The sequence below is a fragment of the Myxococcota bacterium genome (genome assembly GCA_039030075.1).
In the GTDB taxonomy this organism is placed as follows: domain Bacteria; phylum Myxococcota_A; class UBA9160; order UBA9160; family SMWR01; genus JAHEJV01.
In genome coordinates this window covers 174,097-186,378 of record JBCCEW010000009.1, presented here as the reverse complement: position 1 = coordinate 186,378, position 12,282 = coordinate 174,097, and the positions used below count along the sequence as shown (strand labels likewise).

At 69.9% G+C, this 12,282-nt stretch carries 12 protein-coding genes; 5 read left to right on the top strand and 7 right to left on the bottom strand.

The window, feature by feature from the left end:
- Positions 1–8 precede the first annotated feature (8 nt).
- Entirely contained in the window at positions 9–917 is a 909-nt protein-coding gene (locus AAF430_12145; protein ID MEM7410979.1) for a PhzF family phenazine biosynthesis protein, read from the bottom strand.
- A gap of 86 nt (positions 918–1,003) precedes the next feature.
- Here AAF430_12145 and AAF430_12140 point away from each other — a divergent pair, with 86 nt between their 5' ends.
- The 3 genes from AAF430_12140 (at position 1,004) to AAF430_12130 (ending at position 2,759) form a co-directional block, all read left to right on the top strand.
- Positions 1,004–1,681: a hypothetical protein gene (locus tag AAF430_12140; protein MEM7410978.1), complete on the top strand. Its 678-nt coding sequence runs from the start codon at positions 1,004–1,006 to the stop codon at positions 1,679–1,681.
- Positions 1,682–1,693: 12 nt separating this feature from the next.
- Positions 1,694–2,110, top strand: a complete 417-nt coding sequence (locus AAF430_12135; protein ID MEM7410977.1) for a hypothetical protein — start codon at positions 1,694–1,696, stop codon at positions 2,108–2,110.
- 61 nt (positions 2,111–2,171) lie between these two features.
- Complete coding sequence (locus AAF430_12130; GenBank protein ID MEM7410976.1) at positions 2,172–2,759, top strand: nuclear transport factor 2 family protein; 588 nt, start codon at positions 2,172–2,174, stop codon at positions 2,757–2,759.
- A 9-nt stretch (positions 2,760–2,768) separates the two neighbouring features.
- On the opposite strand, the gene AAF430_12125 is transcribed toward AAF430_12130, so the two are convergent.
- Positions 2,769–3,554 (bottom strand): enoyl-CoA hydratase/isomerase family protein, encoded by a 786-nt coding sequence (locus tag AAF430_12125; GenBank protein MEM7410975.1) that lies wholly within the window; start codon positions 3,552–3,554, stop codon positions 2,769–2,771.
- 127 nt (positions 3,555–3,681) lie between these two features.
- Between AAF430_12125 and AAF430_12120 the strand changes: the two genes are divergently transcribed.
- Positions 3,682–5,334 carry a class I adenylate-forming enzyme family protein gene (locus tag AAF430_12120; GenBank protein MEM7410974.1) on the top strand — a complete coding sequence of 551 codons (1,653 nt, stop codon included), beginning with the start codon at positions 3,682–3,684 and terminating at the stop codon, positions 5,332–5,334.
- Positions 5,335–5,465: 131 nt separating this feature from the next.
- Positions 5,466–6,500, top strand: coding sequence for a TauD/TfdA family dioxygenase (locus tag AAF430_12115; protein ID MEM7410973.1), 1,035 nt, complete (start codon positions 5,466–5,468; stop codon positions 6,498–6,500).
- Here the strand turns inward: AAF430_12115 and meaB are convergent.
- The 5 genes from meaB to AAF430_12090 all read right to left on the bottom strand — a co-directional run bounded on the left by meaB (position 6,497) and on the right by AAF430_12090 (position 12,116).
- The gene (meaB, locus tag AAF430_12110; GenBank protein ID MEM7410972.1) at positions 6,497–7,462 is read right to left on the bottom strand and encodes a methylmalonyl Co-A mutase-associated GTPase MeaB; all 966 of its coding nucleotides are present in this window, start codon (positions 7,460–7,462) and stop codon (positions 6,497–6,499) included. The two genes, AAF430_12115 and meaB, sit on opposite strands and share 4 nt — an antisense overlap.
- The gene (locus AAF430_12105) at positions 7,459–7,869 is read right to left on the bottom strand and encodes a cobalamin B12-binding domain-containing protein (protein MEM7410971.1); all 411 of its coding nucleotides are present in this window, start codon (positions 7,867–7,869) and stop codon (positions 7,459–7,461) included. The genes meaB and AAF430_12105 overlap by 4 nt, the downstream gene beginning before the upstream one ends.
- A gap of 52 nt (positions 7,870–7,921) precedes the next feature.
- Positions 7,922–9,625, bottom strand: coding sequence for a methylmalonyl-CoA mutase family protein (locus AAF430_12100; GenBank protein ID MEM7410970.1), 1,704 nt, complete (start codon positions 9,623–9,625; stop codon positions 7,922–7,924).
- 91 nt (positions 9,626–9,716) lie between these two features.
- Positions 9,717–10,727: a DUF1702 family protein gene (locus AAF430_12095; GenBank protein ID MEM7410969.1), complete on the bottom strand. Its 1,011-nt coding sequence runs from the start codon at positions 10,725–10,727 to the stop codon at positions 9,717–9,719.
- A 285-nt stretch (positions 10,728–11,012) separates the two neighbouring features.
- Entirely contained in the window at positions 11,013–12,116 is a 1,104-nt protein-coding gene (locus tag AAF430_12090) for a GGDEF domain-containing protein (protein ID MEM7410968.1), read from the bottom strand.
- Positions 12,117–12,282 lie beyond the last annotated feature (166 nt).

Below are 12,282 nucleotides of genomic sequence, written 5' to 3'. Positions count from 1 at the left end.
CCGCCCGCCTAGAGCGCTCCGGCCGCGAAGCGGGCCGCGAACCCACCGACCCGAACGCGGAGGCCGTCGGCACCAGCGTCCACTTCGACGTAGGCGCGCCCACCTCGCCCCATCTCCACCCCTTGCTCGTTCCAGAAGCGGAACGGCAGCGTGAAGCCCACGCCATGTGCGGCGACATAGGCAGCCACGGCCCCGTTCCCCGAGCCGCAGACCGGATCCTCGGTGATCCCGTGGCGTGGCGCGAAGGTGCGCAGGCGCAATCGACAGTCCGGCGCCTCGGCCCCGTCGCAGAAGACGGTGATGCCCTCGCATTCCGCCTTCGCCGACCACTGGGCGAGTTCGGGCAGGTTCGGCGCGAGCGCCTCGATCGCCTCGCGAGAGCGGAGACCCGCCACGCACCAGGGCGCGCCCGTGGACACCACCTCGATCGGACCGGGCGCGATGTCCTCGGCGGCGCATCCGAGGAGGGCCGCGAGCGACTCGGGGTCGAGACCTGCCGGGCGGTGGGACGGCGTCGCCTGGGTCATGACGAAACGCGTGGCGTCGTCCGCGCTCTCGATCTCGACGGGCACCACGCCGATCCCGCATTCCTGATGCAGATGCCCGGCCGTCTTCGGAGCCACGTCGCCCAGCCAACCGCTCTCGTGCACCGCAAACGCGGCCGCCAGGGTCGGATGTCCCGCGAAGGGCAACTCGGCTTTCGGGGTGAAGATGCGGACGGCGTAGTCGGCCGCCGGGTCGCTCGCGGCGCGCGCGAAGACGGTCTCGGACAGGTTGAACTCGGCGGCGATGCGCTGCATCGCGTCGGTGTCGAGACCGTCGCCGTCGAGCACGACCGCTGCCGGGTTGCCGCGCAGCGGCACCGACGAGAACGCGTCGACGATCCAGAAGCGTCGTGAGGGCTCGGAGAGGGCCATGGATCCTCCAGGGGTGCGCCGACCCGAGCCTGCCGTCGGGTCGTAGGCCTGCACCGGTTCGGGTAGGATGCGCGCGAGGAGGCGGCATGACGTCCTTCGACTACGCAGCCGACGGATTCACGGTACGCAAGGCGGTCGCCGACACCCACCAGACAAGCTGGGACGCGATTGGCCGGAGCGGCTCGCACTGGCGGAGTCACGAGCGCGTCGAGATCGCCCGTCAGGCGCGCGCCGCTCGAGCGGCGCGGGTGGATCCGCCGTGGCTCCGCAAAGGCCTGCCAGAGCCGCAGGGGCTGCCCGAAGTCGCCGCCGGGGCGGCGCGCAAGATCGCCGCGGACGCCCACCAGATCGATCGCCCCTGGGCCGAGCGGCAGATCGCCGCGCTCGGTGCCGAGCGCTACGTCGAGCTCGTTTCGGTGGTCGTCACGGTGGCGGCGATCGATGCCTTCGCCGAAGCCCTCGGCCGCGCGCACGCGCCGCTCCCCGAGCCGATCGACGCAGACGCCCCCGACGGGGAGCGCGCCGACGGCACGGGAGACATCGGCGCCTACCTCCCGATGGTCGATCCCTTCCCCGGGCCGAACGTCGGTCGCGCGCTGAGCCTCGTTCCAGCCGCGAACACCCTCTTCTTCTCGAACGTGATGCAGATGTACGCGACCGAGGGGGGCGGCTTCTACGACATGGTCTGGCCCGGCCCCTTCGAGCGACCGCAGGCCGAGCTCTTGGCCGCGCGGGTTTCCGCGGTCAACGAGTGCTTCTACTGAACGACGTCCCACGTGATGCTGCTCCGGGCGAGCGGCGAGGAAGCGGGAGACGCGCCGCCGGACTTGCGGGCCAGCGTCGGCGAGGGTGACGGCGGCGTGGCCCACGGCGCCCAGTTGGTGCGGTTCGGAGAGACGATCACGCGCGGGAGCGACGACGCGGACGACGCGCGGGCCGAGTTGCGCGCCGCGCTGGGCGAGGTCGCGTTCGCGGATGCGGCCGGCATCGTGGGAATCTTCAACGGCCTGGTGCGCACGGCGGATGCGACCGGCATTCCCCTCGACGAGAACACGCTCCAGCAGTCCGCGGCGTTTCGCGAGGAACTCGGGCTCAACGCCTTCGCCGGCGCGCAGAACTCACCGCTCGAGCGGGAGGACGCCTCGGCAGCCACGCCCCCTGAGCGGGGCGACGTGCTCGGCCAGTTCAAATAGGCGCGAACCGCTCCCGGATCGACGAACCCAGGACGCGCCGTTGCGCGCGCAAGGAGACTCCATGGACAAGAGTGCGGCGTTGACCAAAGCGAACCTGGGGATCACCCCCGGGCTTCCCCTCGATCTCGGATCCGGGAGCCCGGAGGAGCTGCGCCGCGGCCTCCAGATGCTGCTCGACATCGAGGCGATCAAGCAGCTGAAGCACGCCTATTTCCGCTGCATGGATACCGCCGATTTCGATGAGCTCGCCTCGCTCTATCACGAGAACATCAAGGTCCACTACGTCGGCGGCTTCTACGAGTGGAAGCTGGAAGGACGCGACGAGCTGATCGCGTCCCAGACCCAGTCGTTCCATCAACGTGCGGTTGGGCACCACAACGGTCACCAGCCGGAGATCCAGATCCTGAGCGACACCGAGGCCACCGGGCTCTGGTACCTCTCGGACAACATGTGGATCCTCGACGCGAACTTCTTCACGACGGGGACTGCGCTCTACTGGGACCGCTACGAGAAGGTGGATGGCCGCTGGCTGATCCGCGAGACGAGCTACCGGCGCATCTACGAGATCAGCCAGCCCCTCGAAGAGGCGCCGAAGTTCAGCGCCCACTACCTCGGCGAGCACGGCCCGCCGGCGCCGACCGCCAAGTAGCGAGGAGGGCTAACGCCCTTCGTACTTCGGGTCGCGCTTCTCGGCAAAGGCCTTGAGACCTTCCACGAAGTCCTTCGAGCGGAAGAGCTGCATCAGCTCGGCCATGGCGAGGTGCGAGTTCGACTCGTAGTCCGAGGTCATCGCGGCGCGCATCGTGCGCTTCGCGGCCTTCATGGCGAGCGGCGCGTTGGTCGCGGCCTCTTCGGCCCAGCGCATGGCCTCGTTCATGAGGTCGGCGTCGGGCACCACGCGGTTCGCCATGCCCAGCCGCTCGATCTCCTTCGCGTCGAGCTTCCGCGCCAGCAGCGTCACCTCACAGGCCCGCTGCCAGCCGATCAGATGGGGCAGGAGCCAGGTGCCGCCACTCTCGGGCACGACACCCCGCCGCACCGGAGGCGTGAAGGAAGCGCGATCCGACGCGATCAAGAGGTCGCACCCGAGGGCCATGTCCATGCCGTAGCCCGCCGCCGGGCCATTCAGCGCGCAGATCACGGGCTTGTCGACCCGGCGCAGCACGAAGGGCGGGGTCTCCGCGATCGTGAAACCCTGGCCGCCGCCGGTCAGGTCCGAGGAGCCCGCGTTCTTCAGATCGAGCCCGCTGCAGAAGCCGCGCCCCGCACCGGTCAGTACGATCGCCCGCACCTCGGGATCCTGGTTCGCCTCCAGGAGCATCCGGGACAGATCCTTCAGCATGGGACCGTCGATCGCATTCAGGCGATCCGGGCGGTTCAGGGTGAGGATCAGGACGTGGCCGCGGCGCTCGTGGAGAAGCTGGGGAGCCTGGGGATCGGACATGGGGAATGCCTCCTTGGGGGCATCACCCTACCACCCTTTCGCGGCCTCCACCTTGGCCGGCAACGGAAGACCCGATCGGGCGTCGCGAAAGCGCACGCGGAGGCTCGCGCAGAGTAGAATCGCCGCCATGGATGCGGACGCGCTCTATCAACAGGTGTACGGGCCGGGAGCCCCCTTCGAGATCGCCCACGAACCGGTGCTCGGCGAGACCCTGCCCGTCTTCAAGAATCGGCCGCGGTCCCTGCGCGACCTGCTCGAGCGTTCGCGCGCCCACAGCGACACCGACTACATCGTCTTCGAAGACCAGCGCATCACCTATGCCGAGCATGTCGAGCTCGTGGCCCGCGTCGCGCGACGCCTGCGCGACGACTACGCCATCGGACCTGGAGACCGCGTCGCCATCCTCGCCGCGAACTGTCCCGAGTGGATCCTGTGTTTCTGGGCGGTCACCAGCCTCGGCGGCGTCGTCGCGGCCCTGAACGGCTGGTGGACCGAGGACGAGATCCGCTACGGCCTCGAGCTCTCCGAACCCAAGCTGCTGATCGGCGACCAACGTCGCCTCGCCCGGCTCGAAGGCCGCGACCCGGGCGTGCCGGTCGCCGTCATCGAAGAAGAAGTCACGGCCTGGCGGAACGACCCGCCGACGCCTCTTCCGGACGCGCCGATCGACGAGGACGATGCCGCGCTGCTCCTGTTCACGAGTGGGACGACCGGACGCCCGAAGGCCGCCCTGATCTCCCACCGCGGTCTGATCGGTTTCGTGCAGGTCGTGCAATCCGGCGGCATGCTGCAATTCCTGACGAATCCGCCGGCTGGCGGCCCGAAGCCGACCCGGGCGCTGCTGACGGTTCCGCTCTTCCACGTATCGGGCCTCTTCGCGGGGACCATTCTGTTCCTGGCGAGCGGCGCCACGACCGTGTGGCGCGCCGGACGCTTCGAAGAGGTCGCGGTGCTCGAACTCCTCGAGCGCGAGAAGATCACCAGCTGGGCCGGCCTCGGCAGCATGGGCCCCCGCGTGCTCAACCACCCCGACATCGGCAACTACGACCTCTCCTCGCTCACGAACCTCGGCGGGGGCGGCGCGCCGCTCACGCCGTCGTACATCCAGCGTGTGAAACAGGTGGCATCGAACGGTCCGGGAGCCCTCGCGATCGGCTACGGCTCGAGCGAGACCGTCTCGACCGCGGCCTCCCACTCGGGTGAAGAACTCGATGCCCACCCGGACTCGACCGGGCGCGTGGTCGCGACCGTCTCCGTCGAGATCCGTGACGAGCAGGACCGCCCGCTCCCCGATGGACGAGAGGGCGAGATCCACGTGCGCAGCGCGTATCTGATGCGCGAGTACTGGCGCAACCCCGAGGCCACGGCCAAGGTGCTGAAGCCCGGCCGCTGGCTCGCCACCGGCGACATCGGCCACCTGCGCGAGGGGCGCCTCTACATCAACTCGCGCGCGCGCGACATGATCCTGCGCGCCGCCGAGAACATCTACCCGATCGAGATCGAGAGCCGGATCGATCTGCACCCGAAGGTCTCCGAGTGCGCGGTGATCGGCGTCGACCACCCGGAGCTCGGCCAGGAAGTGAAAGCCGTCGTCGTTCCGACGGCAGGCACCGAGGTCGACTTCGACGAGCTTTCGAAGTGGTGCGCGGAGACGCTCGCGCCCTTCAAGGTGCCGTCGTGCTGGGAGCTGCGACCCGAGCCGCTGCCCCGGAATGCGGCGGGCAAGATCCTGAAGAACGCCCTCGAAGACGGTGCGCCGACCCCGCCCACCGGCGAGTAGCGCCGGTCCCGCTCCGCCCCTCGCGCCCCTCGACGTCGCTTTGACATTTCGATATCTATCGAATTTAAAACCACCGTCCCCGAGATCCGCCGCGCCCGTGCCGCCCTCCCCGCGCGGCCAGGAGATCGCCCATGACCGCGCTTCCCGCTTTCGACCTCGAGGGACCCGACGCCTGGCGCAGTTCGGAGCTAGGACCGACCGAGCGCTGGGTCGAGCACTGGCAGCCCGAAGAGATCGCCGAGCTCGAGGCGGCCGTGGAGCGAGTGGTCGCCAGCGGTCGGGCAGGAGGAGTGCTCCGCGCCGAGGACTTCGCGCTGCCGCGCTGCAAGGAGCGCATCGCGGGCTGGTTCGCCGAACTCGAACACGGCCGCGGCTTCTGCCTGGTGCGCGGCCTGCCCGTGACACGCTGGGGCGACGAGCGCGCCGCCCTCGCCTATCTCGGACTGGGCCTGCAGATGGGCGGCATCCAATCCCAGAACGCGGCCGGCGACCGCCTCGGGCACATTCGCGACGTCGGAGCCGACCCGGACGACCCGGCGGTGCGTCTCTACAAGACCCGGGTCGCCCAGCCGCTCCACACCGACGGTGCCGACGTCATCGGGTTGCTGTGCCTGCGCACCGCCCAGTCCGGCGGCACGAGCCAGATCGTGAGTTCGGTCGCCGTGTACCGTGCCCTCGCCGAACGCCGGCCCGACCTCGCGGCGCTGCTCTTCGAACCCTTCCACTTCGATCGCAACGAGGAGCAGGCAGCCGGAGAGCCGCCGAGCTTCGCCATCCCCATCTGCCGTAGGGAGGGCGACAAGGTGCGCACCTTCTACGTGGGGTGGTACATCCGCGACGCCCAACGGCACGCGAGCGTGCCGCGGCTCACGGACCAGCAGCGCGAGCTCCTGGATCTGTACGACGCCATCGCCGCGTCGCCCGAGCTGCGTCTCGACATGGAGTTCGTGCCGGGCGACATCCAGTGGCTGAAGAACGCGTCGATCCTGCACGGACGCACGGCCTACGAGGACGCCGGGCCACCGGAATCGCGCCGCCACCTGCTGCGGCTGTGGGTTCGCGCGGACTCGGCCCAGCTCGGGGCCGATCCGCGGGTGCGCGAGGTTCCCCGGAAGGAAGGCGTCGCATCGGACGCCGCAGCGTTGGCTGGGAACGAGGCGCGCTAGTCGGCGCGAGCCTCGGCCAGCAGTGCGTCGACCACGGCGTAGGGCGTGCGCTCCCCGCGGCGCACCGCGTCGATGGCCTCGCTCACCGCTCGATCTTCGGCCGCGCGTCCCAGGAACCAGTCGGCCGCGCGCTCCGCGAGCACCTCTCGAAACAGGCGCTCGTTGCGGCGCTGCTCGATCGCGCGTCGTCCCGCGCTGCCCTGATGGGACCCGTGGGAGGCCAGCGCCTCGACGAGTTCGACGACCCCCTGCTCGCGCTCGGCGATCGTGCGCACGAGGGGCGCTTCCCAGCCGTTGGCATCGGCGCCGCGCAGGTGGAGCAGGGTCCGCAGCTGCTTCTCGGTCTCGTCGGCGCCGGAACGGTCCGCCTTGTTCAGCACGAATACCTCGCCCACCTCGAAGATTCCGGCCTTCAGTGCCTGGACGTCGTCCCCCAGCCCGGGGACGTTGACGACCACCGTGCTGTGCGCGAGTTCGACGACCTCGAGCTCGTCTTGGCCGACACCGACGGTCTCGATCACGACCACGTCGTAGCCCATGGCGTCGAGGACGAGTCCGGCTTCGAAAGTCGCGCGACACACGCCGCCCAGACGTCCGCGCGTCGCCATCGAGCGGATGAAGACGCCGGGGTCCGTCGCGTGTCGCTGCATCCGCACCCGATCCCCGAGCAGCGCCCCGCCGCTGAACGGACTGCTGGGGTCGACGGCGATCACGCCGACGCGCTGGTCGCGCCGACGCCACTCGGCCACCAGAGCGCCGACGAGCGTCGACTTCCCAGCACCGGGGGGACCCGTCACGCCCACCCAGTGGGCGCGGCCCGCAGCGTCCAGCACCTGCTCCAGCACGGCATGACCCGCCGCGTCTTCGTCCTCGAGCCAGCGAATCGCCCGTGCGCCGCTGCGCTGGCAGCCCTCGCGGACCCCCTTGGCGATCCGGGCGACTTCCTCGGGAGAGGCCGTCACGAGGCGGCTTCGCGCTGCGCCATCCAGTCCTCGATGCAGGCGACGATCTCCTGGGTCTCGGTCCCCATCGTGAACACGCGATCGATCCCGGCCGCCAGCAGGTCGGCGGCGTCTTCCTCGGGAATGACGCCCCCGCCGAGTACGAGCTTGTCCTCGACTCCCTGCTCGCGGAGCAACTCCACCACCCGCGGAAAGTGGGACATATGGGCCGCCGAGAGGCTGCTCATGCCGACGACGTCGACGTCCTCTTGGATCGCGGTGGCGGCCACCATTTCCGGGGTCTGACGGAGACCCGTGTAGACCACCTCCATCCCGGCGTCGCGGAGCGCCTGGGCGATCACCGTGACGCCAATCGTATGCGCGTCGAGGCCGAGCTTCGCGAGCAACACGCGGGTGCGTCGCGCCATCAGAAACCCACCGAACCCATCAGCCCTGCGCGTCCATTCGATCCGGCTCGCCTCAGACGCCGGTCGTCTGCGAGTCGGGCGTGTACTCGCCGAACACGTCGCGGAGCGCGCCACACATCTCGCCGTGCGTGGCGTAGGCCTTCGCGGCCGCGAGACAGGCGGGTACCAGGTTCCCGCCGTCGCGGGCAGCTTCGCGCAGGGCGTTCAAGCTGCGTTCGACTTCGGCCCCGTCGCGCTCGGCGCGGAGGCGCTCGAGCTTCTCGATCTGACGGCGCTCCACCTCGGGATCCGGCCGATGGATGGGAATGCTGCGCGGACCCTCCTCGCGGGTCGAGTGGTTCACGCCGACGAGCACCCGGTCGCCATCGCCGATCGCACGCGTGCGCTCCACCTGCTGCCGCGCCAGCTCCTTCTGGAAGTAGCCGCTCTTGATCGCAGCCAACCCGCCTCCGAGCGCCTCGACCTTCTCCATCTCCTCCCAGACCGCCTGCTCGATCCGCTTCGTCAGCGACTCCACGTAGTAGGAACCGGCGAAGGGGTCGACGGTGTCGGCCACGCCGGTCTCGTGGGCGACGATCTGGTGGATGGCGGCTCCCACGGCGATCGCCTCCTCGGTCGGCAGGGCGTGGGCCTCGTCGTGGAGCGGTGTGTTCATCGCGTAGCCGCCGTTCGCCGCAGCGCAGGCCAGCATCTGGATCCCGAGCCGCGCGATGTTGTTGAGCGGCTGCTGCAGCGTGAGCGACATCGTGCCCGGCGATGCGGTGAGACGCAGCTGCAGCGACTCGGGCTTCGTCGCGCCGTACTGCTCGCGCATGATGCGCGCCCAGAGCTTGCGGTACGCCCGGATCTTGCAGACCGCCTCGAAGAAGTCCATGTCGACGCCGGTGATGAAGCTGAAATAGGGGGCCAGCGTGTCGATGTCGAAGCCGCGCTCGAGGGCGGCGTCGAGATACGCCTTCGCGATCGCGAACGAGAAGGCGAGCTCCTGCACCGGGTTCGCGTAGGCGGCGTAGAGCTGAGCGCTCACCACCGAGATCGGGATCCAGTTCGGGTGGTTCTTGACGCTGTATTCGAGGGCGTCGGTGGCGACCCGCAAGCCGTGGTCGGGGGGAAAGATGTAGCGACCGACGCAGGTGTACTCGACCAGGATCGCGTTCGGCATCTGCAGCGTGAAGGAGTCCGGATCGATGCCGCGACGCTCCAGGGCGGCGAGGATCATCGCCAGATTCACGGTCTGGGGGCCGTTGCAGATCGAGGTGAGCCGCTGGAGCTTCTCGAAGGGCAGATCGAGGAGCGCCTCCATGTCGGCCAGGGAATCCAGGGCGACACCGGCGCGTCCCACCTCGCCTGCCGCCAGGGGATGGTCCGAGTCGTAGCCGTTCGTCGTGGGCAGGTCGTACTCGAGGAAGAGCCCGGTGAGACCCTGGTCGAGCATGTAGCGCCCGCGCTTCGCCCAGTCTTCCCCGCTGCCGAACCCGGTGACCTGCATCATGGTCCAGAGATCCGACCGGTAGCCGTTGGCTTCGGTGCCGCGCGTGTAGGGATACTCGCCGGGGAACCCGACATCGCTGAGGTAGTCGAATCCGACAGCCTCGAGGTCGAGGGGGGTGTAGAGCCGCTCGACGGGCCAGCCGAGGCCCTGGGTCGCGAACGCCGCTTTCCGCTCCGGGCGCTCGGCGAGCTTCCGCGCGAGGGTGTGCGCCTCCCATTGCTGCTGGTGGGCGCGAAGATCGCGCGAACGGCGCTCGTCGGTCATGACCCGCTCCCTGGCTGGAAGCGGCCCAGTATACCCGCCCCTCCGGTCGGCCCGGGGTGCCAGGCCAGCCGGCGCAGGCCTTGGGGGCGAATCAGTAGGCGGAGGGAACCCGGGTGCGGCGCTTCGCCCGGCGCGCGCCGAAGGCCTCGTCGAAGCGCAGGCGCAGACGCGTTCGCCAGGCGTCGAGGCCCGACGCGGGTTCGACCACCGCGCTCAGCAGCGCATCCTCGAAGAAGCGATCGGTTTCCGCTGCCGACAGTCCGCAGACGCGGGTCACCGCGATGGCGACCGACGCTCCGGCGCCACCCGAGCGCAGCTGCACGCGGTTCGCGAGGGCGACGCCCTGGGCCAGCGACGGGCGCCATACGCCACAGCGCGCGACGAGCTCGTCGACCTGCGCTGCGGTGGCTCCGCCCACCATCGCACAGGCGTAGCCGACACCCGCCCACAGATCCGAGGCGCGTTCGGCGGCGAAGCCCTCGATCGTCCGGGCGATCGCCTCGGACGACGCGCCCCGTTGCATCCACAGGCTGCGCCCCACCCCGCTGTCGAAGAGGCCCGCCGCTTCCGCGGGAACGCCGCGAGGGCGCCGTGCCGCATCGATGGTGCGGTCGGCGTGGAACAGCCCTTCCTGCGAACCCCAGCCGTCGTAGGCGAGGCCGCGCAGGACCGCTTGGATCCGCGCCGCCGAGGAAGAAACCTCGGAGACCGGCGGGAGGAAGTTGCTGCGCGCGAGGTGGCCGGCCTTGCCCCAGGCCGCGCCCGCGCCGAACAGGAGCGGAACCTCGTACCGATGCCCCGGTCCAGCGAGGAAGCGATCGAGCTGGGTGCGGCGGCGCCACGGAGCGAGCGTGTCGTCCGCGGCGAGCGCCATCCCCACCCCCTGGTAGGCGAAGGGGCGCAGCGAGGCGTCCATCCGTTCCAGGCGGTTCGCCAGTACGGCGAGATCCTTCGCCTCGAGTGCAGCTTCGTAGCCCGCGAGGAACTGGCCCGAGACCGCTTCGAAGCGTGCGATCCGGCTGCTGTCGCAACCCTCCACCGAGACCCGCGCGCGCACGTCGCGCGGGTCGAGACCCAATACCCAAGATCGAAGACTCTTCACGGGACCCACGAGCCACTCCAACAGGACGAGCGATCCGAATCCGAAGCCACGTGCCGGCGGTGTGCCGAAGAACGATTCCGACGGTGTGGGCGCCAATCCCCGTCGGAGCAGTGCAGCGTCAATCCAGCTTGTCACAGTTGTGAGACGGCGACAACGAAAGAGCGAACGACGTTTCGAAGAACACGTCGGTTCCACCGTCGGAGGACGGCGATTGGGGACCCCTCGGGACGACCGACTCAAGCGAGCTTGAGTGTTCCGAACGCGCCCACGCGAGCCTGGGCGAACTCAGTCGGCGGCTTCGGTCACCTCGCGCGCACCGCGCGCGTCGTTCACGAAGATCCGGTTGCCGCCGGCGCGCTTCGCCATGTACATGGCGTCGTCCGCGAGCCGCAGCAGGTCGTGGGAGGCCGCCCCGGGGAGCGGGAAGGGGGCGATGCCGACGCTGGCCTTCGGCGTCAGCGTCTGACCCGCCACTTCGATCGGAACGCAGAGGTTCGCCAGGAGCTTCCGGGCGAAGACCTCGGCTCCCCGCGGGTCCTCATACTCGGAGAGCAGCACGACGAACTCGTCGCCGCCGAGGCGCGCGGCGGTGTCCACGCTCCGGGTGAAGCGACCGATCGTGTCGGCGGTCGCCCGGAGCAGCTCGTCGCCGACGGCGTGGCCCTGCGTGTCGTTGATGAACTTGAGACCGTCGAGGTCCAGGAAGACGACCGCGCCCCGGCGCTCGAAGCGCTGCGAACGCTGGAGGGCGTCGTCGAGGTCGCGCGCCAGCTTTCCGCGGTTCGCGAGCCCGGTCAGGGCGTCCGTTGTGGCGCGCCGCTCCAGCTCGGCCGACTGGCGATCCTGGGACCGCCGGAACGAGACGGCGAAGGAGAGGATCGTGAGCAGCGTGGCCGTGCGCACCGCGAAGGTGATGGCGGGCTCGACCTCGCGGGGTTCAGCGGGCGCGTAGAAGACGGCGGCGGCGACGAGCGCCACGCTGGGAATCGCCCAGAACAGGGCCGCGCGCGCCCCGAGCAGCTGAGCTGCCCCGAGCAGCACGATGGCCGGGAAGTACACGCTGATCACCGGCGGCAGCGAGAGCCCGAAGATCGCGTAGGCCACCGCGGCCAATGCGGCGAAGTAGACGACGTGGGCGATCTGACCGAACAAGACGGGACCTGCGGAGGCGGCCTGGAGATTCGCCGCGAGGGCGGCGAGGATCATGACGCCGATCACCGAGAGCGTCGGAACGCCGAGCAGCCCGGGGATCACGATCACCACCACGCCGACCATCGCCATCGCGATCCACAGCGGAATGCGGGCGCGACGCATCATGGTGACGGCACGGTTCGCGGACGGGTCCGCGACCGGATCGATGACCGGGTGGGAGGTCGGCGAGGGCTCCACCGATGAGGGCTCCTTTTCCTGTGTCATCGACCTGCCCATGTGCGGGCATGAGCGCTGCACCACACCAATCGCGGACCTCAGTGTAGAACAGGGCCGCGAGGCGCCGACCTTCGCGGAGCCGCGGCCCGCCTCCGCCGATCGGGCCCCGGTGGGCCCGACCCGGCTC

Excerpts from the sequence above, each read along its gene's own strand:
- AAF430_12145 (MEM7410979.1), bottom strand. The coding sequence starts at position 917 with ATGGCCCTCTCCGAGCCCTCACGACGCTTCTGGATCGTCGACGCGTTC.
- AAF430_12140 (MEM7410978.1), top strand. The coding sequence starts at position 1,004 with ATGACGTCCTTCGACTACGCAGCCGACGGATTCACGGTACGCAAGGCG.
- AAF430_12130 (MEM7410976.1), top strand. The coding sequence starts at position 2,172 with ATGGACAAGAGTGCGGCGTTGACCAAAGCGAACCTGGGGATCACCCCC.
- AAF430_12125 (MEM7410975.1), bottom strand. The coding sequence starts at position 3,554 with ATGTCCGATCCCCAGGCTCCCCAGCTTCTCCACGAGCGCCGCGGCCAC.
- AAF430_12120 (MEM7410974.1), top strand. The coding sequence starts at position 3,682 with ATGGATGCGGACGCGCTCTATCAACAGGTGTACGGGCCGGGAGCCCCC.
- AAF430_12115 (MEM7410973.1), top strand. The coding sequence starts at position 5,466 with ATGACCGCGCTTCCCGCTTTCGACCTCGAGGGACCCGACGCCTGGCGC.
- AAF430_12105 (MEM7410971.1), bottom strand. The coding sequence starts at position 7,869 with ATGGCGCGACGCACCCGCGTGTTGCTCGCGAAGCTCGGCCTCGACGCG.
- AAF430_12100 (MEM7410970.1), bottom strand. The coding sequence starts at position 9,625 with ATGACCGACGAGCGCCGTTCGCGCGATCTTCGCGCCCACCAGCAGCAA.